Origin of the sequence: Pedococcus badiiscoriae (assembly GCF_013408925.1) — a bacterium.
In the GTDB taxonomy this organism is placed as follows: domain Bacteria; phylum Actinomycetota; class Actinomycetes; order Actinomycetales; family Dermatophilaceae; genus Pedococcus; species Pedococcus badiiscoriae.
Map to the genome: position 1 here is coordinate 2077247 of NZ_JACCAB010000001.1, position 24237 is coordinate 2101483.

Annotated in this window: 20 protein-coding genes; 9 read left to right on the top strand and 11 right to left on the bottom strand. The window is 71.6% G+C overall.

Going from position 1 to position 24237, the window contains the following annotated elements; genetic code table 11:
- Window positions 1–14: 14 nt before the first annotated feature.
- Both BJ986_RS09970 and BJ986_RS09975 read left to right on the top strand, forming a co-directional pair.
- On the top strand, window positions 15–1388 hold the full coding sequence (locus tag BJ986_RS09970; RefSeq protein ID WP_179421839.1) for an ATP-binding protein: 1374 nt from the start codon (window positions 15–17) through the stop codon (window positions 1386–1388).
- Complete coding sequence (locus tag BJ986_RS09975; protein WP_179421840.1) at window positions 1375–2055, top strand: LuxR C-terminal-related transcriptional regulator; 681 nt, start codon at window positions 1375–1377, stop codon at window positions 2053–2055. The genes BJ986_RS09970 and BJ986_RS09975 overlap by 14 nt, the downstream gene beginning before the upstream one ends.
- 56 nt (window positions 2056–2111) lie before the next feature.
- Here the strand turns inward: BJ986_RS09975 and BJ986_RS09980 are convergent, their stop codons facing one another.
- The 3 genes from BJ986_RS09980 to BJ986_RS09990 all read right to left on the bottom strand — a co-directional run bounded on the left by BJ986_RS09980 (window position 2112) and on the right by BJ986_RS09990 (window position 5227).
- On the bottom strand, window positions 2112–3305 hold the full coding sequence (locus BJ986_RS09980) for a DNA polymerase IV (RefSeq protein ID WP_179421841.1): 1194 nt from the start codon (window positions 3303–3305) through the stop codon (window positions 2112–2114).
- Between the two features lie 30 nt (window positions 3306–3335).
- The gene (locus BJ986_RS09985; protein WP_179421842.1) at window positions 3336–4325 is read right to left on the bottom strand and encodes a quinone oxidoreductase family protein; all 990 of its coding nucleotides are present in this window, start codon (window positions 4323–4325) and stop codon (window positions 3336–3338) included.
- 62 nt (window positions 4326–4387) lie between these two features.
- A complete protein-coding gene (locus tag BJ986_RS09990) occupies window positions 4388–5227 on the bottom strand; it encodes a uracil-DNA glycosylase (RefSeq protein WP_179421843.1) in 840 nt (279 codons plus the stop codon).
- Between the two features lie 138 nt (window positions 5228–5365).
- Here BJ986_RS09990 and pcrA point away from each other — a divergent pair, with 138 nt between their 5' ends.
- Window positions 5366–7822, top strand: a complete 2457-nt coding sequence (pcrA, locus tag BJ986_RS09995; protein ID WP_179421844.1) for a DNA helicase PcrA — start codon at window positions 5366–5368, stop codon at window positions 7820–7822.
- Between the two features lie 19 nt (window positions 7823–7841).
- Here pcrA and BJ986_RS16785 read toward each other — a convergent pair whose 3' ends face one another.
- Together BJ986_RS16785 and BJ986_RS10005 are read right to left on the bottom strand one after the other, a co-directional pair.
- A complete protein-coding gene (locus BJ986_RS16785; protein ID WP_179421845.1) occupies window positions 7842–8621 on the bottom strand; it encodes a peptidoglycan DD-metalloendopeptidase family protein in 780 nt (259 codons plus the stop codon).
- Window positions 8622–8733: 112 nt separating this feature from the next.
- On the bottom strand, window positions 8734–9717 hold the full coding sequence (locus BJ986_RS10005; protein WP_179421846.1) for a lipase family alpha/beta hydrolase: 984 nt from the start codon (window positions 9715–9717) through the stop codon (window positions 8734–8736).
- 126 nt (window positions 9718–9843) lie between these two features.
- Here BJ986_RS10005 and BJ986_RS10010 point away from each other — a divergent pair, with 126 nt between their 5' ends.
- A complete protein-coding gene (locus BJ986_RS10010; RefSeq protein ID WP_179421847.1) occupies window positions 9844–10254 on the top strand; it encodes a coenzyme B12-dependent isobutyryl CoA mutase small subunit in 411 nt (136 codons plus the stop codon).
- Between the two features lie 41 nt (window positions 10255–10295).
- On the opposite strand, the gene BJ986_RS10015 is transcribed toward BJ986_RS10010, so the two are convergent.
- Entirely contained in the window at window positions 10296–12197 is a 1902-nt protein-coding gene (locus BJ986_RS10015) for a CocE/NonD family hydrolase (RefSeq protein WP_179421848.1), read from the bottom strand.
- 269 nt (window positions 12198–12466) lie between these two features.
- Here BJ986_RS10015 and sucC point away from each other — a divergent pair, with 269 nt between their 5' ends.
- Together sucC and sucD are read left to right on the top strand one after the other, a co-directional pair.
- Window positions 12467–13654 carry an ADP-forming succinate--CoA ligase subunit beta gene (gene sucC, locus BJ986_RS10020; protein WP_179421849.1) on the top strand — a complete coding sequence of 396 codons (1188 nt, stop codon included), beginning with the start codon at window positions 12467–12469 and terminating at the stop codon, window positions 13652–13654.
- A gap of 19 nt (window positions 13655–13673) precedes the next feature.
- Window positions 13674–14564: a succinate--CoA ligase subunit alpha gene (gene sucD, locus BJ986_RS10025; protein ID WP_179421850.1), complete on the top strand. Its 891-nt coding sequence runs from the start codon at window positions 13674–13676 to the stop codon at window positions 14562–14564.
- Between the two features lie 97 nt (window positions 14565–14661).
- Here sucD and BJ986_RS10030 read toward each other — a convergent pair whose 3' ends face one another.
- Both BJ986_RS10030 and BJ986_RS10035 read right to left on the bottom strand, forming a co-directional pair.
- Window positions 14662–16107 carry a hypothetical protein gene (locus BJ986_RS10030; RefSeq protein ID WP_179421851.1) on the bottom strand — a complete coding sequence of 482 codons (1446 nt, stop codon included), beginning with the start codon at window positions 16105–16107 and terminating at the stop codon, window positions 14662–14664.
- Complete coding sequence (locus BJ986_RS10035) at window positions 16100–16600, bottom strand: RNA polymerase sigma factor (protein ID WP_179421852.1); 501 nt, start codon at window positions 16598–16600, stop codon at window positions 16100–16102. Before BJ986_RS10035 ends, BJ986_RS10030 begins: the two co-directional genes overlap by 8 nt.
- Window positions 16601–16789: 189 nt before the next feature.
- Between BJ986_RS10035 and BJ986_RS10040 the strand changes: the two genes are divergently transcribed.
- The 3 genes from BJ986_RS10040 to purH all read left to right on the top strand — a co-directional run bounded on the left by BJ986_RS10040 (window position 16790) and on the right by purH (window position 20377).
- Entirely contained in the window at window positions 16790–18025 is a 1236-nt protein-coding gene (locus BJ986_RS10040; RefSeq protein ID WP_179421853.1) for a cell division protein PerM, read from the top strand.
- A 55-nt stretch (window positions 18026–18080) separates the two neighbouring features.
- Window positions 18081–18692 (top strand): phosphoribosylglycinamide formyltransferase, encoded by a 612-nt coding sequence (purN, locus tag BJ986_RS10045; protein ID WP_337795112.1) that lies wholly within the window; start codon window positions 18081–18083, stop codon window positions 18690–18692.
- Between the two features lie 89 nt (window positions 18693–18781).
- Window positions 18782–20377, top strand: coding sequence for a bifunctional phosphoribosylaminoimidazolecarboxamide formyltransferase/IMP cyclohydrolase (purH, locus tag BJ986_RS10055; protein ID WP_179423733.1), 1596 nt, complete (start codon window positions 18782–18784; stop codon window positions 20375–20377).
- A 121-nt stretch (window positions 20378–20498) separates the two neighbouring features.
- Here purH and bar read toward each other — a convergent pair whose 3' ends face one another.
- From bar to BJ986_RS10070, 3 genes are all read right to left on the bottom strand, one after another.
- Window positions 20499–21638 carry a barbiturase gene (gene bar, locus BJ986_RS10060; RefSeq protein ID WP_179421854.1) on the bottom strand — a complete coding sequence of 380 codons (1140 nt, stop codon included), beginning with the start codon at window positions 21636–21638 and terminating at the stop codon, window positions 20499–20501.
- A gap of 5 nt (window positions 21639–21643) precedes the next feature.
- Window positions 21644–22618: a carbamate kinase gene (locus tag BJ986_RS10065; RefSeq protein ID WP_179421855.1), complete on the bottom strand. Its 975-nt coding sequence runs from the start codon at window positions 22616–22618 to the stop codon at window positions 21644–21646.
- A gap of 107 nt (window positions 22619–22725) precedes the next feature.
- Window positions 22726–24234 carry an acetyl-coenzyme A carboxylase carboxyl transferase subunits beta/alpha gene (locus tag BJ986_RS10070; protein ID WP_179421856.1) on the bottom strand — a complete coding sequence of 503 codons (1509 nt, stop codon included), beginning with the start codon at window positions 24232–24234 and terminating at the stop codon, window positions 22726–22728.
- Window positions 24235–24237 lie beyond the last annotated feature (3 nt).

Sequence of the window (24237 nt, forward strand, 5' to 3'; positions counted from 1 at the left end):
GTCAGGATGAGGACATGCCGACTCCCTACGAGCGGCCCGTCCCCCCAGCGGAGGCAAGGGCCGCAGAGCGCCGCGCCGCTCGCCCGACCCTCACGCGACCCGTCGAGGACAAGGTGATCGCGGGGGTGTCCGTCGGCCTGGCCCAGCACCTGGGCTGGCCGGTGCGCTGGATCCGTCTGGGGTTCGTGCTGCTCTCGATCCCGACCGGGGCCGGGCTGGTGGCCTACGTCTTCCTGTGGGCGCTCACGCCGCAGTCGCGCGGTGGGATGGTCCGCGGCGGCCGGCAGGCGGTCGACCCGGCCGACGCCGCAGCCGTCGCCGCGGCGGGCCGGACCCCGTCCGAACCGGTCACCGGTCCAGGCGAGCGGGATGCGACCCGGGTGCTCCTGGTGGGCGGCCTGCTGCTCGGCATCGGCCTGGTCGTCGTGGCCCAGAACGCCGGTCTCAACGCCCGCCTCGGCATCCTCGTCCCCCTGCTGGTGGTCGCCGCCGGAGCGGTCCTCGCCTGGTCGCAGCTCGACGACTCCCAACGAGGTCGCTGGCTCGGATCCGAAACGGGGACAAGGCGATTCAGCGTGGCCCGTCTGGCGTTCGGCGGCGTCCTGGCGCTCACCGGCCTGGTCATCATGGCCACGCGGGGCCGCTCGCTCGCGGCGATCTGGGACATCGGGGCGGCGGTCCTCGCCGTGCTGGCGGGCGTCGCGCTCATCGCCGCCCCGTGGGCCCTGCGGCTGTGGTCCGACCTGCGTCACGAGCAGGCCGAGCTCGCCCGAGCTACCGAACGCGCCGACATCGCCGCGCACCTGCACGACTCGGTGCTGCAGACCCTGGCCCTCATCCAGCGCAAGGCCGGCGATGCCCCGGCGGTGACCCAGCTCGCCCGCGCCCAGGAGCGCGAGCTCCGCTCGTGGCTGTATGCCGGCCCGTCCCAATCCGACGCCACCCTCGCCACCGCGGTGGTCGAGGCCGCCCACGAGGTCGAGGACCTGCACGGCATACCCATCGACGTCGTGTCGACGGGGGACCGGCCACTGGACGAGGGCGGTCATGCCCTGGTCCGCGCCGTCCGCGAGTCGCTGCAGAACGCGGTCCGCCACGGCGCCCCACCCGTCTCCCTCTACCTCGAGGTCGGACCGGCCGGAGTGGAGGCCTTCGTGCGTGACCACGGGCCGGGGTTCGAGCTCGGCGACATCCCGCCGGACAGGCTCGGTGTCCGGCAGTCGGTCCTCGGACGGATGGAGCGCCACGGCGGCAGGGCAACCGTGCGCCGGCTCGAGCAGGGCACCGAGGTCAGCCTCAGCCTGCCCCCGGTCATGCGGCCCCCTCACCCTCAGCCCGACCCAGAGCACCCGCAACCCGCGTCGGAGGAGACCCGTGAACACGCCTGACAAGAAGCCCGTCGAGGTCGTGCTCGTCGACGACCACCGCATGTTCCGCTCGGGAGTGCGGGCCGAGCTCGGCAGCACGGTCTCGATCGTGGGCGAGGCACCCGACGTGGACTCCGCCATCGCCGTGATCCGCCAGACCAAGCCCCCCGTCGTGCTGCTCGACGTGCACCTGCCGGGCGGCAACGGCAACGGTGGCATCGACGTCCTGCACGGCTGCAAGGGGCTGGAGACCGCAGACGGCCAGCCGGTGCGCTTCCTCGCGCTGTCGGTGTCCGACGCCGCCGAGGACGTCATCGCCGTGATCCGCGCCGGCGCCCGCGGGTACGTCACCAAGACGATCAGCGCCACCGACCTGACCCGCGCGATCCAGCGGGTCGCCGACGGCGATGCGGTGTTCTCGCCGCGGCTGGCTGGCTTCGTCCTCGACGCGTTCGGGGCGGCGGCCGGCGAGGTGGCCCAGGTCGACGAGGAGCTCGACCGGCTCTCGGCCCGTGAGCGCGAGGTGATGCGCCTGATCGCTCGCGGCTACCAGTACAAGGAAGTCGCCAAGGAGCTGTTCATCTCCGTGAAGACCGTGGAGACCCATGTGTCATCGGTGCTGCGCAAGCTCCAGCTGTCGTCGCGACACGAGCTGACCGCCTGGGCGATGGGCCGCCGCCTCCTCTGACCGCGTCTCAGTGAGCGCCAACTGACGCTTGGCGCGCGTCTTGAGTCAGTTGGCGCTCACTCAGGGCTGGCGGGGGCTTGGGCCTCTGTGACGTGAGGGCTGGTCGGGTCCTGAGCCTCCGTGCCGCCGCCGGTGCCGGCCGCGCGGGCGCTCGGTCCACCGCGCCCCGTGGTGCGAGGGTCGACGTAGCCACCCTCGGGCGGCACCATCTCGGCCCGCACCCCCAGCAGCCGGATCGGCCGCTCGTCCTGCAGGGCCGCGAGCAGCTCGAGCGCGGTGGTGGCGATGACCTCGGCGTCGAACGTCGGCTCGCCCAGCTTGCGCACCCGGTTCGTCGTGAAGAACGGCGCGAACCTGACCTTGAGGAAGACCCGCTGGCAGGGGCGCCCCTCGCGTCGGATGTCCTCGACCACCTGGGCGGCGAGAGTCCGCACTGCGGTCGCGATCTCGTCCGGGTCGACGAGGTTGGTCTGGTAGGTCATCTCCCGGCCGTGCGCCCTGGCGACCCAGGGGGTGTCGTCGACCGTCGCCGAGCTCACGCCCCGGCCCAGGCGGCCGTAGTGCGGACCCATCGACGGGCCGAACTCCGCGACGAGGGTGGCGTCGTCGGCTTGGGCCAGGTCGCGGACGGTGCGGTAGCCGTGCGCCGCAAGCCGCTGCGAGATCTTCGACCCGACCCCCCACAGCGCGATGGTCGGCCGGTCGCCCATCACCTCGAACCAGTTGTCGCGGGTGAGGACGAAGACCCCTCGTGGCTTGCCGAAGTCGGTGGCGATCTTGGCCCGGACCTTGGTGTCCCCGATCCCGACCGAGCAGTGCAGGTCGGTGGCCTCGAGCACCGCGCTGCGGATCGACTGGGCGAAGGCGACGGGGTCGTCGGTCGTCACGCCCACGAAGGCCTCGTCCCAGCCGAGCACCTCCACGACCGCACCCGGCATACCCCGGAGCACCTCCATGACGCGGGCTGACGCCTCTTCGTACACCGGGAAGTCGACCGGCAGCAGGACGGCCTGCGGGCAGCGTCGCACTGCCACCTTGAGCGGCATCCCCGACCGCACCCCGAACTCCCGGGCCTCGTAGGAGGCGGTCGACACCACGGCACGTTCCGTCGGGTCTCCTCGGCCGCCGACGATCAGCGGCACCCCCGCCAGCTCGGGGTGCCGCAGGATCTCGACCGCGGCGAGGAACTGGTCGAGGTCGACGTGCAGGACCCACGGCGCGGCCGCGGCGACTGGGCTGGCGGGAGCCATGGGGCCATCCTGCCCCGCGCCGGTGTCAGCTCAGGGGATCAGGAGCAGCTTGCCGGTCGTGCGGCGGCCCTCGAGATCGTCGTATGCCGTGGCCGCCTCGGTGAGCGGGTAGCGTCCGCCGATCTCGATCGACAGCCGTCCCGCCGCGATGTCGCCGAGCACCGACGTGCCGCGTTCGAGGAGCTCCTCGCGCGTCGCCGTGTAGCTCGCGATCGTGGGCCGGGTCAGGAACAGCGAGCCGAGGGCGTTGAGCCGCTGGATGTCGAACGGTGGCACCTGCCCGCTCGCTCCACCGAAGAGGACCATCAACCCGCGGGGTCGCAGCGACTCGAGCGAGGCGTCGAAGGTCGCCTTGCCGACCCCGTCGTAGGCCACGTCGACTCCGGCCCCGCCGTTGGCCTCTCGCACCGTGCCGGCCAGGTCGTCGGCCTCGCGGTAGTTGATGACGGCATCTGCGCCGAGGCGACGGGCGATCTCCAGCTTGTCGGGCGACCCGGCGGTGGCGATGACCCGTCCGGCCTTGGCCTTGATCATCTGCACGAGCAGCTGGCCGACGCCACCCGCCGCTGCGTGGACCAGCGCCGTCGTGCCCGGCCCCACGGCATACGTGGAGTTCACGAGGTAGTGCGCGGTCATGCCCTGCAACATCGCCGCGGCGGCGACATCGAGCTCGACACCCGACGGGACCGGCACCACGGTGTCGGCGTCGCGGTTGACCACCGACGCGCCAGCGCCGAGGCCTGAACCCCACGCCACCCGGTCGCCGACTGCGCAGTCCGTGACGCCGGGGCCCACGGCGGTCACCGTGCCGGCACCCTCCGAGCACGAGACGAACGGGGTGGGGATCGCGTAGACCCCCTGCCGCTGGTAGACGTCGATGAAGTTGACGCCGACCGCGGCGACCTCGACCTGCACCTCGCCCTGCCCCGGGGGTGCCACCTCCACGTCCCGGACCTCCAGGACCGAGGAGTCACCGGTGTGGGGGACGACGAGGGCGCGGGCGGTGGTTGTCGAAGCCATACCCCGACCCTAGGCGAGGCTCTTGGAAGCATCGAGCCCACCGCCGTCGGGGGAGGGCGCGCTCAGTCCTGGCCCAGCCGGGCGATCGCTGCGTCGAGCATGGTCTGGGTCAGCTTGCCCGTGAAGGTGTTCTGCTGGCTCACGTGGTAGCTGCCGACGAGCCGCACGCCACGGCCGTCGGTGGTGGTGAGCACGGCTTCCGCCTCGTGCCCGAACCGGGGCTTGGGACGGGGGACGTCCCAGCCGAGCCGTCGGGCGCTGCCGAGGGTGGCGTCCCACGCGATCGACCCCAACGCCAGCACGGACCGCAACCGGGGCGCCGCGAGCTCGAGGTCGCGGTCCAGCCAGTGGGCGCAGGCGACCTTCTCGGCGGTGGTCGGCTTGTTGGCCGGTGGAGCACAACGGACCGCCGCGATGATCCGCAGCCCACGCAGCTCCAGCCCGTCCCCACTCGCCAGCGACGTCGGCTGGTTGGCGTAGCCGGCGCGGTGCAGCGCGGCATAGAGCCAGTCGCCGGAGCGGTCGCCGGTGAACATGCGACCGGTGCGGTTGGTGCCGTTCGCGGCGGGCGCCAGTCCGACGACGAGCACCTCCGCCTCGGCGTCGCCGAAGCCCGGGCCGGGGCGGCCCCAATAGGGCTGGTCCGCGAAGGAAGCGCGGCGCCCCTGGGTCGCCACGGTCTCGCGCCACTCGACCAGTCTCGGACAGGCTCGACAGACAGTGATCCGCGCATCGAGCTCCGCGACGTCACGCGACGTGCAGGCGAGCGCATCGGTCTGCGCGGCAGTGCGCGCCACCGGCGTCGCAGCGGTGGCGGGATCGCCTGGCCACCCGGTGCCCGGTGGCACCGGTGACTCGAACAGCTGCCCCGTGACCGGGTGCGGGTCCACGAGGCGGGTCATGGCCCGACGCTAGCCCGGCAGCCCACGGGACAGCGACCGGGACAGCCAGCGGACACCAGGGCGACAGCCAGCGGGACACCAGCGCGGCAACCACGGGATATCAGGTCTGTCGCCCGAGCCACGTAGGCTGGACCCAACATGAGCACGCTCTTCGATGACCTCACGCCCTTCGACAAGCAGGGTCCCCGTGACCCTTCGGGCTCCCGCCCGAGCGCTGCTGCGGCCCGGGCGACGGCCGTCGACGAGCGTGGTGTCCCCACCTGGGCGCAGGCTGCCGCGGAGGGGCGCGGCCCCGAGGAGGCGAGCCAGCGGCACCCCGACCCCGAGGCGCTGCTCGAGGGGCTCAACCCGCAGCAGCGAGCGGCCGTCCTGCACGAGGGCGGGCCGCTGCTCATCGTGGCCGGTGCAGGGTCCGGCAAGACCCGGGTGCTCACCAACCGCATCGCCTACCTGCTGGCGGCCCGCGGAGTGCAGCCGGGACAGGTGCTGGCCATCACCTTCACCAACAAGGCCGCTGCCGAGATGCGCGAGCGCGTCGCCTCCCTGGTCGGGGCGCGCGCCAAGGCGATGTGGGTGATGACGTTCCACTCCGCGTGCGTGCGGATCCTGCGCCGCGAGGCCGCCAAGGTGGGGCTCAAGTCGACGTTCTCGATCTACGACGCCGCCGACAGCCAGCGGCTCATGGCGATGGTGATGCGCGACCTCGACCTCGACCCCAAGCGCTACCCGCCCCGCTCGTTCAGCCACCAGGTCTCCAACCTCAAGAACGAGCTCGTCGACGAGGAGACGTTCGCCTCGCAGGTGGTCGAGGGGACCCACCAGGAGCGGATGCTGGCCGAGGCCTACAGCGGCTACCAGCGACGCCTGCGGCAGGCCAACGCGCTCGACTTCGACGACCTGATCATGACGACCGTCAACATCCTGCAGGCCTTCCCCGACGTCGCCGAGCACTACCGGCGCAGGTTCCGCCACGTCCTCGTCGACGAGTACCAGGACACCAACCACGCGCAGTACCAGCTCGTCCGCGAGCTCGTGGGTGGCGCCGCCGGCAGCGCAGGTATGCCGGTCGGCGACGGCCCGTCCGTCGGTCCGGCCGAGCTGGTGGTGGTCGGGGACGCGGACCAGTCGATCTATGCCTTCCGGGGTGCGACGATCCGCAACATCGTGGAGTTCGAGGAGGACTACCCGAACGCCCGCACCATCCTGCTCGAGCAGAACTACCGCTCGACCCAGACCATCCTGCAGGCCGCGAACTCGGTGATCGCCAGGAACCCCGAGCGTCGCAAGAAGAACCTCTGGACCGACAGCGGCAACGGCGCGGCCATCATCGGCTACGTCGGCGACAACGAGCACGACGAGGCGGCCTTCGTCGCGAAGACCATCGACGAGCTCGGCGACTCGGCCGGGGTCAAGCCCAAGGACGTCGCGGTGTTCTACCGCACCAACGCCCAGAGCCGGGCGCTGGAAGAGGTCTTTGTCCGGGTCGGCTTGCCCTACAAGGTGGTGGGTGGCACCAGGTTCTACGAGCGTCGCGAGGTCAAGGACGCGCTGGCCTACCTGCGGGTCATCTCCAACCCCACGGACACCGTCAACCTGCGCCGCATCCTCAACACCCCCAAGCGAGGCATCGGCGACCGGGCCGAGGCCTGTGTCGCGGCCCTCGCGGAGCGCGAGCGGATCCCGTTCATCGCCGCCCTGGGACGTCCCGAGGACGCCCCGGGCATCGCGACCCGCTCCGTCGCGGCGATCAAGGGCTTCACCGCTCTGCTCGAGGAGCTGGGCACCATCCACGCCGACGACGAGCAGGGCGTGGGTGCCCTGCTCGAGGCGGTCATCGAGAAGTCGGGATACCTCGCGGAGCTGCGGGCGTCCCACGACCCGCAGGACGAGACCCGCGTCGAGAACCTCGCCGAGCTCGTCGCCGTCGCGCAGGAGTTCGACGAGACGCGCGCCCAGACCGGTGAGGTGGCGTCGCTCGAGGACTTCCTCGAGCAGGTCTCACTGGTCGCCGATGCCGACGAGATCCCCGACTCCGAGGAGGCCGAGGACCTCGGGGTCGTCACGCTGATGACCCTGCACACCGCGAAGGGCCTCGAGTTCCCCGTCGTGTTCCTCACCGGCATGGAGGACGGCACCTTCCCGCACCTGCGCGCGCTGGGCGATCCCAAGGAGCTCGAGGAGGAGCGCCGGCTCGCCTACGTGGGCATCACGCGGGCCCGCGAGCGGCTGCACCTGTCGCGTGCCGCCGTGCGGTCGGCCTGGGGCGCCCCGCAGTACAACCCGGCCAGCCGGTTCCTCGACGAGATCCCCGGCGAGCTGGTCGAGTGGCAGCGGGCGGAGGCGGCCACCACCTCGCGACGTCCGGGCATGCCGGCGGTCGCGACGCTGGCCCAGCGTCCGGGGGTGCGTTCGCCCGGCAACCGCCCGCTGATCGCGCTGCACCCGGGTGACAAGGTCACGCACGACAGCTACGGCATGGGCACGGTCGTCAAGACCGAGGGCGAGGGCGACAAGACACAGGCCCACGTCGACTTCGGCGGCGACACCGGGGTCAAGCGCTTCCTGCTGCGGTACGCCCCGCTCGAGAAGCTCTGACGACCTCGGCTGACAACGCCTACTGCAGGCCGTGGTCGCGCAGCCAGGGGGCGGGGTCGATGGGGGCGCCGCCGTTGGGGTGGATCTCGAGGTGCAGGTGGGGGCCGGTGGAGTGGCCCGTGTTGCCCGACAGGCCGACGAGCTCACCGGGGGCGACCTTGCGGCCGACCGTCGTCTCGACCTGGCTCAGGTGGGCGAACACCGACACGGTGCCGTCCCAGTACTGGATCTCGATCTTGTTGCCGTAGCCATCTTCCCAGCCGGCGAAGGTGACGGTGCCGGTGGACATCGACTTGAGCGGGGTCCCGACGGGGGTGCCGAAGTCGTCGCCGGCGTGCAGGCGGCCCCAGCGCCAGCCGTAGCCGGAGGTGAAGACCGCGCCCTGGATGGGCATGACCCACTTCTCGCTGTTCTTGCGGACGGTCTCTGCATTGATGAGGGCGACCGCCGCGGCGCCCTTCTTGGCGACCGAGTGGCGCTCGGCGCTGCGGGCGATGCGCTGCGCCTCGAGGACTCGGGCCTGCACGGCCGTGAGCTGCACCTCGCGCTGCTGAGCGGCATCGACGCGGTCGAACTTCGCGAAGGCGTCGTCCTGTGTCTTGGCCTTGGCCGGGGCGGTCTTCAGGTTGAAGTACGCCGGCGCGGACTCGGCCACGCTGGCCCCCGTCGCGGTGACGACCAGTGCGGCTGCCGCAGCTCCGGGGAGGAGGTAGCCGCTTCGGGCGAAGCGGGCTCCTCTGCGAGGCGCGCGGTGGCGGCCCGGGGCACGGTGGCGGCCCTGGTAGTCAGCGTTGGTCACGAATGGAAACCTTGCGTGCGGGGGGACACGGAGTCACAGAGGGTAGCGTGATCAGTTCGTTATCCAAAATCGTTCCGGCAAAATCCGCGTTGAATGTCCGAAATATCCGTCGTCAGGAGCCGTGCCGGCGCAGCTCGGTGACCCCCGGGGTGAGGGTGTGGCCCTCGGAGTCGAGGTGCGCCAGCGTGCTGGAGATGCCGTGGACGACGCTGCCGATGATGGGCAGGGACATGTGACCGACCCCGTGCAGGTCGATGTTGCGGGCGCTCAGGTCGGGATGGGTCAGGGCCGCGTTGCGCTGCGGGAAGACCATCTGGTCCAGGTCCGACCAGTACACGACGAACCGGGTGCGGCAGTCGGGCACTGGCTGGTCCAGCTCGCGCATGAGCCCGCTGCCGGGGCGCAGCTGACGCGTCAGCTGGTTGTGCCATCCGTATGCCGTGTACGTGCCCTGGTGGGGGGTGCCCAGCGTGACGAGGGTGTGGACGCGTTCGTCGCCACCGAGCCGGGTGACGTAGTAGCGGGCGATCAGGCCGCCCATCGAGTGGCCGACGACGTGGATCCGCTCATAGCCCGTCTCGGCCACGAGGGCCTCCACCTCCTCGGCGAGCTGGGCCGCCGCCACGCGAACGTCCGCGGTGAAGGGGGAGTAGTTCATGCTCGTGACCCGGCCGAAGCCACGGCGGCGCAACCCGAGCCTCAGCAGGGTGAAGATCGACCGGTTGTCCACCATGCCGTGCACGAGCAGGATCGGCGTGCCGGCGGCCTCGACGTCGGAGATCACCAGGCCGCGCTGGATCGGCGGCAGGTGCTCGACCCCGAACCCGAGCTGGCTGTCCCGTCCGTGACGACCGACGACGCCCCAGGGGTAGAGAGCCAGGTGGGTCGTCACCCAGGCGGCCTCCACGACGGCGCCCAGCGCGCCCGTGGGGGTGGCCAGGGCCTTGACGGCTCCGCCGACGATGTCGGCCGCCGCCTCGGAGACGGTGCGGACACCGCCTGTCGCACGCGTGAGGAGGCCGGGGCGCGAAGTCCCGTCCGACGCCCGCTGCTCTGCGGCTGTCGGTCGATGAGGGCGCGGGATGCTCTGCGACATGACCTAAGTGAACGTAGCGGTTGACGGGGCGGCAACGGGGTCACCGGCTGCTCTGTGGCGCGTGTCTGCTCGTGGCGTGCGCCACCCGAGCCACTCCTGGCCGCCGGGAGTGGCTAGTCTGCGGCCATGACTGGATCTCCCCTGCGCGTCGTCGTGGCCAAGCCCGGACTCGACGGACATGACCGCGGCGCGAAGGTGGTCGCCCGTGCCCTGCGTGATGCAGGCATGGAGGTCGTCTACACCGGTTTGCACCAGACGCCCGAGCAGATCGTCGAGGCGGCCATCCAGGAGGACGCCGACCTGGTGGGCCTGTCCGTCCTCTCGGGCGCGCACATGACGCTCTTCGCCAAGGTCATGGAGCTGCTCAAGGAGCGTGACGCCGAGGACATCGTCGTCTTCGGCGGCGGCATCATCCCCGAGGCCGACATCCCCGAGCTGGAGAAGATCGGGGTGGCCAAGGTGTTCACCCCCGGCGCCACCACGACCGAGATCGTGGCCTGGGTGCGCGGCGCCGTCCGGCCCGACGAGGACGCCTGACCCGCTCCTCACGAGGCCGACGCTGCGCCGCGCACCGCTGCTCACGGCGTCACGGGCAGGCTGAGCGTCGCCGGGGTGAGCGGTGAGGCGTGCACCGTCACCGGCTGCACGGCATAGGCGTTCTTGTAGGCCGCGTCGGTGCTGGCCAGCACCAGCTCGATCCGGTGGCCCGCGGCGACGCGGTGCACGATCGCCGGCAGCTCGATGTGCACGGGCTGGGTCACATCGGCCACCCGGACCGGGCTGATCAGCTTGTGCACCAACGTCTTCGTGCCGTCAGGGGCCACGTCGTAGAGCTTGGCGAACACCTGCAGCTGACCGCTGGGTCCGGCCGACTGGGTGAGTGCGACGGCCGGCGAGTCGAACCGCACGTCCAGCGTGGGGGCGCCGACGATCGTCAGCGGCGTCGACTGCGCGGGGGTGGACCAGGCGCCGAAGGTGCCGGGGGTGTCGAACGGCGTCGTGAGGCCGCTGGGGAGCGGCACCCGGCCCTCGAGGCCGGAGATCTCGGTGTACGAGGCGGCCGCGCCCCCTCCCGGGTTGGACCAGGACGTCGAGCCGGGCAGGATCGCCGACTTCGACGAGACCAGCTCGTTGGCCGAGGAGAGGTACAGGGCCTTGCGGGTCCCCACCGGGTACGTGCTCGAGCTGGCGTAGGCCGGAGCCGCGCTGCCGGTGTAGCCCACCCAGTCGCGGAAATAGGCGAACGTCGGACCGGTCGAGACCGCGGCCCGCTTGAGGTAATGGTCGAACCAGTTCTTGATGCGCAGGCCGAGGTAGGTGTCCTCGATGTGCTGGCCGCTGAGGTCGAGCTCACCGGGAGCCGCGCCGCTGTTGCTGCCGGTCCCGCCGGAGTGGCCCCAGGACTGCCAGGCCATCGTCACCGGCACACCACGGGCCTTGAGCGACCGGTAGGTCGCGGCGGCTTCCTGCAGGTTGAAGAGGGTGTCGTTCTCGCCCTGGATCAAGAAGGTCGGGATCCGCACCTTGTCGATGTAGTGACCGACGGACACCCGGTCGGTGAGCTGGTAGGTCGTGGGGGTGGGATACCCAAGCGTGTCCAGGGTGGCCTTGGCCCCGCAGGCCTCGAGGACGAAGTTGGGGCACCCGACGTTCCGGGTCGGGTCGATCGCGGCGCCCTGCAGGCCGTCGGCGATCCCGACGCCGAAGAACAGGTCGGTCCAGCCGAGCTTCTCGGTGCCGGGCACGGACCCGGCATAGGTCACCCCACTCGTGAAGCTCGTGTTGTTGGGCGCGAGGGAGTAACGCAGGTCGTTCCAGGTGATCAGCGGGACGAGGGTGTCGACCCTGGAGTCGACTGCGGCAGTAGCGAACTGGATCTGCCCGCCGTAGGACCCTCCGATCATGCCGAGCCGCGGGTCATGGGTGGCCGGGTTGTCCAGCACGGTGAAGTCGACGCCGAGGGTCCCCGGCCCACCGGTCGTGCCGCCCACCTGCGAGGACGTGTATGCCGCGGAGCCGCCGCCGCCGAGGAAGGTCACCAGCGACGAGGCGGCCACACCGTCGACTGCCGGGTCGTCGAGGGAGATCTTGCAGCCGCTGTTGGGGAAGCCGAGGCCCGTGTAGGACAACACGGCGTAGCCGCGCTTGGCGAAGGCCTCGCCCAGCCCCGCCTGGTCGGCCTTGCTGCCACCGAACCCGTTGGTGGTGAGGATGGCCGGCACCCGGGCGGAGGGGCTCGCCGAGTGCGGCTTGTAGAGGTCTGCATCGATCGTGCAGGTCTGCGGCTGTCCGAGGTCGTTGGTGCCGGCGGGGACGGTGAACTTCAGTCCGGTGTAGGTGTCGACCGTGCCCAGCGCGGGGGCGGCTGCAGCCTGCGCGGCGGGGGCGGCGGCCAGCGGCACCGCCAGCGCGGTTCCGGCCAGGGTGGCAGCCGCCAGGACGGCGACGGACCGGATGGGGGACGAGGTGCGGCGCGACATCGGGCCTCCACTGTGGGCGGGCGGGCCGGGGTGGCACCGCTCCAGTGGTCTGTCAACGAGGCCGTGACCTGGGCGGTTACGTTTCCCCGGCCCGTGGGGTGCCCGTCGTGCTCAGCGGAGGCGCGGCACGCGCGTCCCACGCGGCATACCGCCGTCGCGTGAGATTGGTCCCATTGCGCTGGTGAGCACGCACCCGCGCGAGCCCGGCAGGCGTGACAGGGCTAGTCTCGGCCTCGAACCAACCCATCCTTAGGACGAGGACGTCAGACGTGGATCTGTTCGAATACCAGGCCCGAGACATGTTCGAGGCGCACGGCGTGCCGGTGCTCGCCGGTGCCATCGCCACCACTCCCGAGCAGGCCCGCGCGGCCGCCGAGGAGATCGGCCCCAAGAGCGGCGGCGTGACCGTCGTCAAGGCGCAGGTCAAGACCGGTGGTCGTGGCAAGGCCGGCGGCGTCAAGGTCGCCAAGAGCGCTGACGAGGCGCAGCAGCACGCCGAGGCCATCCTCGGGATGGACATCAAGGGCCACACCGTGGGCACCGTGATGATCGCCCAGGGCGCCCAGATCGCCGAGGAGTACTACTTCTCGATCCTGCTCGACCGGGCCAACCGCACCTACCTTGCGATGTGCAGCAAGGAGGGCGGCATGGAGATCGAGCAGCTGGCCGTCGAGCGCCCCGAGGCACTGGCCCGCATCGCGGTCGACCCGAACACCGGCATCGACGAGGCCAAGGCGCAGGAGATCGTGTCCGCCGCCGGCTTTGACGACGAGACCGCCGCCAAGATCGTCCCCGTCCTGCAGGCGCTCTGGACCGTCTACCGTGACGAGGACGCGACGCTGGTCGAGGTCAACCCGCTGGTCAAGACCGAGTCGGGCGACATCGTCGCGCTGGACGGCAAGGTGACGCTGGACGAGAACGCAGGCTTCCGCCACCCCGACCACGAGGCCCTCGAGGACAAGGCCGCGGCCGACCCGCTCGAGGCCGCCGCCAAGGAGAAGAACCTCAACTACGTCAAGCTCGACGGCTCGGTCGGCATCATCGGCAACGGCGCCGGGCTGGTCATGTCGACCCTCGACGTCGTGGCCTACGCCGGCGAGGAGTTCCCGGGCCAGCCCAAGCCGGCGAACTTTCTCGACATCGGCGGTGGCGCCTCGGCGGAGGTGATGGCCAACGGCCTGCACATCATCCTCGGCGACGAGCAGGTGAAGTCGGTGTTCGTCAACGTGTTCGGTGGCATCACCTCGTGCGACGCCGTGGCCAACGGCATCGTCGGCGCGCTGAACAACCTGGGCGACGAGGCCACCAAGCCGCTGGTCGTCCGACTGGACGGCAACAACGTGGAGGAGGGCCGGCGCATCCTCGCCGAGGCCAACCACCCGCTGGTGACCATCGAAGAGACCATGGACGGCGCGGCCCGCAAGGCCGCCGAGCTGGCTTCGGCCGCGACGAACTGACCGAAGGAACGGCATACCAATGGCAATTTTTCTCGATGAGAACTCCAAGGTCATCGTCCAGGGCATGACCGGCTCAGAGGGCATGAAGCACACGCAGCGCATGCTCGCCTCCGGCACCCAGATCGTGGGTGGGGTCAACCCGCGCAAGGCCGGCACGTCGGTCGACTTCGACGGTGGTGTCTCGGTGCCCGTCTACGGGACGGTCGCCGAGGCGATCGCGGAGACCGGTGCGAACGCGTCGGTCATCTTCGTGCCTCCGGCCTTCGCGAAGTCCGCCGTGGTCGAGGCGATCGACGCGCAGATCCCGCTCGCGGTCGTCATCACCGAGGGCATCGCGGTCAAGGACTCGGCAGAGTTCTACAACTACTCGCTCGGCAAGGTGACCCGGATCGTCGGACCCAACTGCCCCGGCCTGATCAGCCCCGGGAAGTCCAACGCGGGCATCATCCCCGCCAACATCGCGGGACCCGGGCGCATCGGCCTGGTCTCCAAGTCGGGCACCCTGACCTACCAGATGATGTTCGAGCTGCGGGAGTTCGGCTTCTCCACGGCGGTCGGCATCGGCGGTGACCCGATCATCGGCACCACCCACATCGACTGCCTCGAGGCGTTCGAGAAGGACCCCGAGACCGACGCCATCGTCATGATCGGCGAGATCGGCGGCGACGCCGAGGAGCGGGCCGCGGCCTACATCAAGGAGCACGTGACCAAGCCGGTCGTCGGCTACGTCGCGGGCTTCACGGCTCCCGAGGGCAAGACGATGGGCCACGCCGGCGCCATCGTCTCCGGCTCCGCGGGCACGGCCGCAGCCAAGCAGGAGGCCCTCGAGGCCGCCGGGGTCAAGGTCGGCAAGACGCCGTCCGCGACCGCCGACCTGATGCGCGAGATCATGAAGGGTCTCCAGAAGTAGGTCCTGCGTCACCTTTCGCGAGGGCCGTCACCCAGTGGGTGGCGGCCCTCGCGCATGCGGGTATGCCGCGGGCCGGCGGCCCGGGCCGCACTGGTCCCTACTTCAGGTGGGCCAGGGAGAGCAGTCGGTGGAGCTCGGCGAACCCCTGCGCCGCGGTGCCCTGGAAGCCTTGGCCATCGCTGCTGCCTGGGAACACGACCGTGGTCCAGGCGCCGGGGGTCGCCATGGCGGTGACGCCCACCCAGCGGTAGTCGGTGCGGGTGGCCCCGCCGTTGGCCCTCTTGGTCAGCAGGTAGGTGCCCTCCGTCGGTCCCCGCGTGGCCGTCACGGTGCCGTCGGACTCGGTGCAGCCCTTGGCCAGCAGCGCTCGCTCCTGCTGGAGCTGGGCGTTCACCGAGTCCTTGGCCAGGGCCGGGTCGGCCGACTGGTCGACCCGCACCCGCTGGTGCCCGATCACGGTGGCGTCGCCAGGGCCCCTGCTGATCTCGGCGACCCCGAGCTCCCCGCCGAACCCGGACAGGAAGTCCTTGGTCTCGCAGAAGACCCCGATGTCTCCGATGTCGGCGCTCTGGCCCAAGATGGTCCCGGCGCCCTTCCCGAAGAGGGGATTCCGCCACTGCGACGCCGGGACGAACAGGCTCGACGGTGGTAGGGGGTCGGGTCCGCTGACGATCATCATCTTCTCGGACGCCTTGGTGGACCCACCGGTCGGGCTGGTGAGCTCCGTGGGCAGGGGACCCGTCGCATAGACGCCGAGTCGCATCTGGGCCAGCTCGGACAGCGCCACCAGCTCGTCCTTCATGAACCCGCCCGACCTCACGTCCGGGTGGGCGGGGTCGATCAGCTGGAGCAGCTCGACCCCGTCGTCGCCGGGTACGACGGCGAACCAGCCGGACCCGGCCGCCCCAGCACTGTAGGAGTACAGCGCGTAGCCGCCCACGGACTCCGACTTGACGGTGAACCCGGGCCCCGCCTGGCAGGTCAGCACGGCCTGCTCCAACGAGCTCACCTTGGCCTTGTCGCCCCCGGTCTGCCAGTAGGTCGCCGCGGCGCTCACCGGAGAGCCGGCCTGCGTGACCGACTGCTGCGCGGTCGGCTTGCCCATCGGGTCGGCGCACTCGACGCCACCCTCGAGCGTTGTGGCCTGGACGATCTGCACGGAGTGCGCCGGTAGCTTGAGACTGGTCTCCCACTCCTCGGCGAGCGGCAGGATGCCGGGCTTGTCGAGCGAGAACGAAGTGTTGGGTGACGGCCCGGGCGAGGTGGTCGTGACCGGTGCGGTGCTCGTCGTGCGTCCAGCCGGGAGGTGCACGATGTCACCGGCCGGGTTCCACGCGGCATACCCGATGGTGCCGGCGACCACGGCAGCGGCTGCGGCGGCGGCACCCACGGCGAGGAACCGGCGGCGCCGCAACACGCGCCCCCTGGCCCTGACGAAGCGGGCGTCGGGCAGGGGGGCGGACTCGACCTCTGTGCGCAGGGAGCTGAGGGCAGCCCGCAGCCGGGCGTCGTCGTCCGCCGTCCAGTCGTCGTGGTCAGCCATGGGGGTTCTCCTCGTGCCGCAGGGCCAGCGCGAGCTGCGCGCGACCCCGGTGCAGGCGCGCCTTGATGGTGCCTGCGGGGGTGTTGGTCTCGTGGGCGATCTGGTCGATGCTCAGGTCGCCGATGTAGTGCAGGGTCACGGCCTCACGCACAGGCTCGGGAAGGGTGCGCAGGGCCGCCACCACGGCGACCCGGTCCTCGGTGGGTGGCGCCGTGGTGTCGTGGGCGCCGTGGCGCTCGTGCGCGCGGGACTGGCTGGTCTTCTTGCGCCAGCCGGAGATGGCGACCCGGCGGGCGACGGTGCGCACCCAGGCGAGCGGGTCGTCGTGGTGGCGGACCGTCGCCCACTGCTGCCAAGCGCGGGCGTAGGCCTCCTGGGTCGAGTCCTGGGCCACGGTGAGATCGCCGGTGAAGCCATAGACGAGCTGCACGACCCGCCGGGCGGTGTCGCGGTAGAACGCGTCGAACTCCGCCTCGGCGGACTGCGCGCCCATCGCCACCCCCTGCCCGGTCGGCTCGACTCTTCCCCTCGGAACGGCGGCGCCCGTCGGGACCACTGTGGCCATCACACCGCAGCAGACGCGCTCGCGCGAGGTTGGGTTGCGGCGCGTTCGGACATTTCTGCGCGCTGCTCGGCGTTGCACGCGGGCTGCGACGACCGGTTCGGCGACGATGGAGCAGCGATGACTGTGATGGAAATGCTGCGTGGGGGAACCGTGTCGACCGACGGCGGGCCCGGCCTCGTCGAGCACCGGCGGGCCATGCTGGCTGGAGCGTTGGCGGCCGCCGGCTCCGCCTCGGTGTTCGTCCTGCCGGCCCTTCTGGTCTGGGTGGCCGCGCCGGAGAGCACCGTGTCCTGGACCAGCTCGCTGGGGGTCGGGGCCAGCCTGTGGCTGCTCGCCTGCGGTGCCCACCTGAGCGTGGGCATCGCCCAGGTCACCGTGGTCCCGCTGCTCGCCCTCGCGGTCAACGTCGCCATCGGATCGTGGGCCGCGATGCGTGCCGCGCGCGAGACCGCCGAGGCGCGCACCATCCGTCTCGTCGGGGACACCGTGCACCGACCGCTAGCCCTCGCGCTGGGCGCCTGGACCGCCGGGTATGCCGCGTGCGCGCTGCTGTGGGTGCTCATCGCCTTCCTGGCGGGTCCGAGTCCCGTCGTGTGGACGCTGGTCCTGCCCGTGCTGGGGGTTCCGGCCCTGTCGGCCGCCATCGCCCTGGCCAGGCTCGTCACGCGGCGTCCCGAGCTGGCCGGACCCGGCCTCGGTCGACCGCGATGGTTGCCCGACGCGGTCCGACGTGCCCTGCGGCCGGGTCTGGAGGGGGCCGGCGCCCTGCTCGGTGCGGCCATGGTGCTGTGCGTGCTGTTCGTCGTGCTGCACTTCGACCGGGTGAGCCACCTCCAGGGCGAGCTGGCTCCCGGGTTCATCGGTGGCGTGGTCCTGACCCTCGGCCAGCTCGCCGTGCTGCCGAACCTGGCCTTGTGGGCGGTGTCGTTCGTCGCCGGGACCGGGTTCTCCGCCGTGCAGGGCGCGTCGGCGACCTGGACCGGCAGCCGCACCTCGCTGCTGCCGATGGTTCCGGTCTTCGGTGCACTGCCCCAGCCGGGCGCCTTCCCGGGGGTGCTGCCCGTCGTGGTGCTGCTGCCGGTCGCGGTCGGCGCCCTCGTCGGATGGCGGTCGCTGCGTGCGGTCGCGCGGCTGTCGACCGAACGCACCAAGCTGACGGTCGCCGGCGCGGCCGTGCTCGTGGCGGCCGGGACCCTGGGCCTGCTGGACATGCTGGGCGGCAGCTCGCTGGGGGTCGCGCGGCTGTCCCACATCGGGGCGCCTGCGGGCCTCATGACGCTGGCCCTGCTCGTCGAGCTCGGCATCGGGGCCTCGCTGGTCCTGGCCTGGGACCGCTGGAAGCTCCGCCGCTGACGGAGGCGTGGACGCGGGTGCGGGTCGGGGCTCGCGCCTCGGTATCGTCTCCCGGGTGACTTCGCCTGAGCCCACCGGGATCGTCGTCCTGGTCTCCGGGTCCGGCACCAACCTCCAGGCCCTCATCGACGCCGCAGCCGATCCTGCCTACGGAGTGCGGATCCTCGCCGTGGGCGCGGACCGCGCGGGCATCGAGGGTCTGCGTCGTGCGGAGGCTGCGGGCATCCCCACCCTCGTGTGCCGGGTCGAGGACTTCGCCTCGCGCGCCGACTGGGATGCCGCGTTCGCCGAGCTGATCGGCGAGCACGACCCTGCGTTCGTGGTGTCGGCCGGCTTCATGAAGCTGCTCGGCCCAGCGGTCCTCGGTCGCTGGACCGTGGTCAACACCCACCCGGCCCTGCTGCCCGCGTTCCCCGGCGCCCACGCGGTCCGCGACGCGCTCGCCGCCGGGGCCGCGCAGACGGGGTGCACCGTGCACGTCGTCGACGCCGGGGTGGACACCGGACCAGTGCTCGCCCAGGCCACGGTGGACGTGGCTGGGGACGACACCGAGGACACCCTGCACGAGCGCATCAAAGCTGTCGAGCACCCGCTGCTCGTCCAGATCGTGGGCCGCGCAGCCCGCGAAGGAATCACCGTCTCCGAGGGGAAGGCCAGCATCCCGTGAGCCAGCAGCCGACCGACCACACCGCCGACCGCCCAGCCGAGCGCCCAACCGACCAGGCCGCCGACCGCCCAGCCGAGGGCGCAACCGACCTGCAGCGGCGCCCGATCCGCCGGGCACTGGTCTCCGTGTACGACAAGACGGGGCTGGAGCAGCTGGCGCGGGGACTGCACGAGGCCGGCGTCGCCATCGTGTCGACCGGCGGGTCGGCGGCCCTCATCGAGGGTCTCGGCCTCCCGGTCACCAAGGTCGAGGACCTGACCGGCTTCCCCGAGTGCCTCGAGGGCCGCGTCAAGACCCTGCACCCGCGCGTGCACGCGGGCATCCTGGCCGACACCCGCAAGGCCGACCACCTCGCCCAGCTCGCCGAGCTCGAGGTCGAGCCGTTCGAGCTCGTCGTCGTGAACCTCTACCCCTTCCGCGAGACCGTCGCCTCCGGGGCCAGCCCCGACGAGGTCATCGAGCAGATCGACATCGGCGGACCCTCCATGGTCCGGGCCGCAGCCAAGAACCACCCGAGCGTCGCGGTCATCACCGACCCCGCGGCATACCCGGCGGTGTTGTCGGCCGTCGCGGCCGGCGGGTTCTCCCTGACGGAGCGCAAGCGGCTGGCCGCGCAGGCCTTCGTGCACACCGCGGACTACGACACCGCGGTGGCCAACTGGATGGGCAACACGTACGCGGACACCAGCGACGGCACCGGTTTCCCGGCGTGGACGGGTGCGACGTTCCAGCGCGCCAACGTGCTGCGCTACGGGGAGAACCCGCACCAGCCGGCAGCCCTCTACACGCACTGGCGGCCCGGGGTTGCCTCGGCGGAGCAGCTGCACGGCAAGGAGATGTCCTACAACAACTACATCGACACCGATGCCGCCGTCCGCGCTGCCCACGACCACGGCGACCAGCCGACCGTGGCGATCATCAAGCACGCCAACCCGTGCGGCATCGCCGTGGGCGCCAATGTCGAGGAGGCGTATGCCGCGGCGCACGCCTGCGACCCCGTGTCCGCCTACGGCGGCATCATCGCGACCAACGTCCCGGTGACCAAGGCGATGGCGCTGGCCGCGAACGAGACCTTCAGCGAGGTGATCGCCGCTCCGTCCTTCGACGCTGACGCCCTGGAGGTGTTGCGGGAGAAGAAGAACCGTCGCCTGCTGCAGCTCCCCGCCGACCTGGCAGCGCACCGCGACCCCATCGAGACCCGCCCCATCAGTGGTGGCCTGCTGGTGCAGGTCCCCGACCGGATCGACGCCGTCGTCGAGGGTTCGGCGCCGGGCGGTGACGACGCCTCGCACTGGCGGCTCGTGGCCGGCGCGGCCGCGGACAAGGCGACGCTGGCCGACCTGCAGTTCGCGTGGCGGGCGGTGCGTGCAGTGAAGTCCAACGCGATCCTGCTCGCCAAGGACGGCGGTTCGGTCGGCATCGGCATGGGTCAGGTCAACCGGGTGGACTCGTGCCACCTGGCGGTCTCACGTGCGAACACCGACGGCGCCGACCGGGCGCGGGGTGCGGTGGCGGCTTCGGACGCGTTCTTCCCGTTCGCCGACGGGCTGCAGGTGCTGCTCGACGCGGGCGTGCGAGCGGTCGTCGCTCCCGGCGGGTCGGTGCGCGACGAGGAGGTCGTCGCCGCGGCCGAGGCTGCCGGCGTGACGATGTACTTCACCGGCACCCGCCACTTCAGTCACTAGTCACAGCAGCCGCTGGGCACAGCAGCCACCAGACACAGCAGCCACCAGACACAGCGCCGCCTGACCCTGTCGCCGGGCGGGGAATGTCCGGCGACAGGGTGAGGCGGCGCTGTGCCGGGGTTCAGGTGGTCGGCGCGCGGTACCCGGTCGGCTCACCTGAGCCGAGGTCGACGATCGCGGCCACCGGGCCACCGCCGTCGGGCCCCTGGTGGGCCGCCGACACCGAGACGAACACCGCCGGGTCGCCGGTCACGGAGGCGGTGACCCCGCCCACGGCCGACTTGATCTGCCGGTGCCAGTGCACGTCCGAGTCGTCCAGCATGGCGTTGCGCCGACCTCGCACGGCCCCGTCCTGGCTGACCTCGCACTTGAGGAACACGTTGACGAGCCGGCCCTGGATGTCGCTGGTGTGCGGGCGCTCGGGCAGGTCGAGTCCGGCGTCCTTGATGGCCGCCCAGATCCCGTCGGCGTCCAGCGCGTCGCGCATCACGGAGTGGCCGATGCGGTAGCGACCGCCGATGCCCTTGGCGTTGCCGACGACCACGACCTGCGCCTGGTCGAGCTCGACACCCGACGAGCAGGACGCGACCGCGGAGAAGAGCGAGCGGTTGTTCATCACGTCCTCGTTCGTCGGCATCTCGATCTCGCCAAGGGCGACGGCGATGCCGAGGCCGGTGGTGCCGTTCGAGAGGTCCATCGACTCGTGGGTGTGGTGGGTCCAGACGGACTTGCCGCGCGACTCGGCGTCACGGATCGTGTGGATGGTCAGCAGTGGGGTCTTGGTCTGCACGTAGTGCACGTCGGCCGGGTCGGTGATCCCCGCACGCTCCATCGCGACCTTCACCGCATCGGCGACCTTGCTGATCATGCCGGTGTAGCCGATCTCCTCGGGCAGGATCGGCTCGCTCATCGCGAACCCGACCGTCAGGCGGGCCTCGTCGGACTGCTCCGCCTGGTCGGCCGGGACGGTGGCGAAAATCGTCGCGTGCGGGCTGATGATCCCGTCGGTGCCGCCGGACCAGACGATGGGCACCTGCTTCACCTGCTCGGCGGGAGCGCCCTTGGCGACCAGCACCTCCCGGAACGCACGGTCGGCGATGATCCGGGTGTAGTCGTTGACCCCGCCGTTGCCCTCGGTCTTGCCGATGATGGCGATGACGCGGCTCGCCTCCATCACCCCGTCGTCGATGAGCTTGGCCAGCTCGCTCGCGTCGGACACGCTGTGGATCGGGACCTTGCGGACCTCAATGGGCTCGGGCACGGGAGTTACCTTCCTGACGACTGTGCGGTTGTTGACGATTCGGTGTGCGGCGCAGTCACCACGGTGCCCACCTCGCCGCCGAGGGCGTCGGCGATGCGGTCGAGGGCCGTGATGACGCTGCGCCCGTGGCCCTCGCGCACGAACCTCAGGGCGGCCTCGACCTTGGGCCCCATCGACCCCGAGGCGAACTGGCCGTCCGCGGCATACGCCTCCATCTCGGCGAGCGTCACGCGGCCGACCGGTCGGGCCCGGGGGGTCCCGAAGTCGAGCACCGCGTTCTCCACGTCGGTGGCGATGACGAGTGCGTCGGCGCCGATGGCGCGGGCGAGCACGGCGGCGGTGAGGTCCTTGTCGATGACCGCCTCGACGCCGCGGACGGTGCCGTCGGCGTCACGGACCACAGGGATCCCGCCGCCACCCGCGGCGACGACGACGTAGCCGGCGCCCAGCAGGGTGAGCAGGGTGTGGGTCTCGAGGACCTCGACCGGCTCGGGGGAGGCCACGACGCGGCGCCATCCCTTCTCGCCGCGGTCCTCCCAGGTCTCGCCGTGCTCGATGAGCGGTCGGGCCTGGTCGTAGGGCAGGAACCGGCCGATCGGCTTGGTCGGCGTGGCGAACCCGGGGTCGTCCGGATCCACCAGCGTGCGGGTCACGAGTGCCGCGACCGGGTGGGACTGCCCGAGCGTCGCGAGGGCGGGCTCGAGGGTGTCGAGGATGGTGAAGCCGATCGTTCCCTGCGTCTGGGCCCCGCACCAGTCGAGCGGCACCGGCGGGACGACCTGCGCGGCGAGCTCGTTCTTGACCAGCAGGTTGCCGACCTGCGGACCGTTGCCGTGGGTGAGCACGACCTCGTGGCCGGCCGCGACGACAGTGGCGACGTGAGCCATGGCCCGCCCGATGGCCTCTCGCTGGGCCTGGGGGGTGGCGCTGCCGTCAGGACCGGTCATGGCGTTGCCGCCGAGCGCGATCAGGACCCGCATGCCACCTCCGTTCGTCGTCGTGCGGCGAGCCTAGGGATGCGCGGCGGCCGATGACGTTGGCAGGACCTGCCCAATGGCGGGTGCCGCCTTGGCAGATGTATGCCGGTTCAGCCCAGGCGTCGGTACCGCTCCAGCCTGGCGGCCAGGCGGGCGGCCGGGTCCTCGCGCGCCAGGGTGGCCAGCTCGTGCTGGATGGCCTGCGACATCCTTCGGCAGAAGTCCTCGGGCTCGTCGGCCGCGTCGGGGTGCTCCGCGACGATGCGGTCCACGATCCCGGCGCGGAGCAGGTCGAGGGAGCGCACCCGCTGGCTGGTGGCGAGCTCCGGGGCGTGGCTGGTGTCGCGGTGCAGGATGGCCGAGGCGCCCTCGGGAGGTAGCGGCGACAGCCACGAGTGCTGCGCGCTGATCACCCGGTCTGCGGGCATGACCGCCAGCGCGCCGCCCCCGGTGCCCTGGCCGAGCAGCACGCAGACGGTGGGCGCGTCGAGCATGACCAGCTCGGCGAGGCAGCGGGCGATCTCGCCGGCCATCCCGCCCTCCTCGGCCTCCTTGGACAGGGCGGCGCCGGCGGTGTCGATGATGCTGACCAGGGGCAGCTTGAGCTCGTGCGCCAGCTTCATGCCCCGCCTGGCCACGCGAAGTCCCTTGGGGGACAACGGTTCGTCGAAAGTCTGGCGGTCCCGGTCCTGACCCAGCACGATGCACGGGGCGCCACCGAACCGAGCCAGGGCCATCAGCATCCCGGGGTCGTACTCACCCTGCCCGGTGCCGTGCAGCGGGAGGACGTCGGTCGCGCCGAGCCGCAGCAGGGCGCGCACCCCCGGCCGGTCGGTCCGCCTCGAGCGGGTGATCGACTCCCAGGCCGGGGTGTCGGGGAGCTGCTCCTTGGGCACCTCGGGGACGTCGGGGAGGTCCTGTCGGGGCCCGGTCAGCACGGTCAGGGCCCGGTCGGCCACCTCCGCGAGCGCCTCGACGGGCAGGATCGCGTCGATGAGTCCGTGGTCGAAGAGGTTCTCGGCCGTCTGGACGCCCTCGGGGAACGGGTGGTCGTAGAGCGCCTCGTAGACCCGGGCGCCGAGGAACCCGATCATCGCACCGGGCTCGGCCACGGTGACGTGTCCCAGCGAACCCCACGAGGCGAAGACGCCACCGGTCGTGGGGTGCCGCAGGTAGACGAGGTAGGGGAGTCCGGCCTCCTTGAACTCCGCGCAGGCGGCGCTGATCTTGACCATGCCGACGAAGGCGGGCGTGCCTTCCTGCATCCGGGTGCCACCCGACGAGGGTGCGGCGAAGAGAGGCAGCTCCTCGCGGCGGGCGCGCTCGAACGCGAGCACCACCCGCTCGGCTGCGGTGCTGCCGATCGACCCGGCCAAGAAGCGGAACTCACCCGCGATGAGGGCGACGCGGCGCCCCCGGATGCGTCCCTCGCCGGTGATGATGGCCTCGTCGGCACCAGAGCGTTCCCGGGCCGCGGCGAGCTCCGCGGCATACGCCGAGCCCTCCGGCGCCACGTCGCGGACGGGACCGTCCCACGACACCCAGCTGTCCGGGTCGAGCACGACAGTGGCGAGCTCGAGCCCGCCGAGTCGGCGTGCGCGCTTTGCGGGGACTGACATGCC

What these genes read in the sequence shown, in the direction of transcription:
- BJ986_RS09970 (WP_179421839.1), top strand. Translation starts at nt 15, where the DNA reads ATGCCGACTCCCTACGAGCGGCCCGTCCCCCCAGCGGAGGCAAGGGCC.
- BJ986_RS09980 (WP_179421841.1), bottom strand. Translation starts at nt 3,305, where the DNA reads ATGGCTCCCGCCAGCCCAGTCGCCGCGGCCGCGCCGTGGGTCCTGCAC.
- BJ986_RS09985 (WP_179421842.1), bottom strand. Translation starts at nt 4,325, where the DNA reads ATGGCTTCGACAACCACCGCCCGCGCCCTCGTCGTCCCCCACACCGGT.
- BJ986_RS09990 (WP_179421843.1), bottom strand. Translation starts at nt 5,227, where the DNA reads ATGACCCGCCTCGTGGACCCGCACCCGGTCACGGGGCAGCTGTTCGAG.
- pcrA (WP_179421844.1), top strand. Translation starts at nt 5,366, where the DNA reads ATGAGCACGCTCTTCGATGACCTCACGCCCTTCGACAAGCAGGGTCCC.
- BJ986_RS10005 (WP_179421846.1), bottom strand. Translation starts at nt 9,717, where the DNA reads ATGTCGCAGAGCATCCCGCGCCCTCATCGACCGACAGCCGCAGAGCAG.
- BJ986_RS10010 (WP_179421847.1), top strand. Translation starts at nt 9,844, where the DNA reads ATGACTGGATCTCCCCTGCGCGTCGTCGTGGCCAAGCCCGGACTCGAC.
- BJ986_RS10015 (WP_179421848.1), bottom strand. Translation starts at nt 12,197, where the DNA reads ATGTCGCGCCGCACCTCGTCCCCCATCCGGTCCGTCGCCGTCCTGGCG.
- sucD (WP_179421850.1), top strand. Translation starts at nt 13,674, where the DNA reads ATGGCAATTTTTCTCGATGAGAACTCCAAGGTCATCGTCCAGGGCATG.
- BJ986_RS10030 (WP_179421851.1), bottom strand. Translation starts at nt 16,107, where the DNA reads ATGGCTGACCACGACGACTGGACGGCGGACGACGACGCCCGGCTGCGG.
- BJ986_RS10035 (WP_179421852.1), bottom strand. Translation starts at nt 16,600, where the DNA reads ATGGGCGCGCAGTCCGCCGAGGCGGAGTTCGACGCGTTCTACCGCGAC.
- BJ986_RS10040 (WP_179421853.1), top strand. Translation starts at nt 16,790, where the DNA reads ATGACTGTGATGGAAATGCTGCGTGGGGGAACCGTGTCGACCGACGGC.
- BJ986_RS10065 (WP_179421855.1), bottom strand. Translation starts at nt 22,618, where the DNA reads ATGCGGGTCCTGATCGCGCTCGGCGGCAACGCCATGACCGGTCCTGAC.
- BJ986_RS10070 (WP_179421856.1), bottom strand. Translation starts at nt 24,234, where the DNA reads ATGTCAGTCCCCGCAAAGCGCGCACGCCGACTCGGCGGGCTCGAGCTC.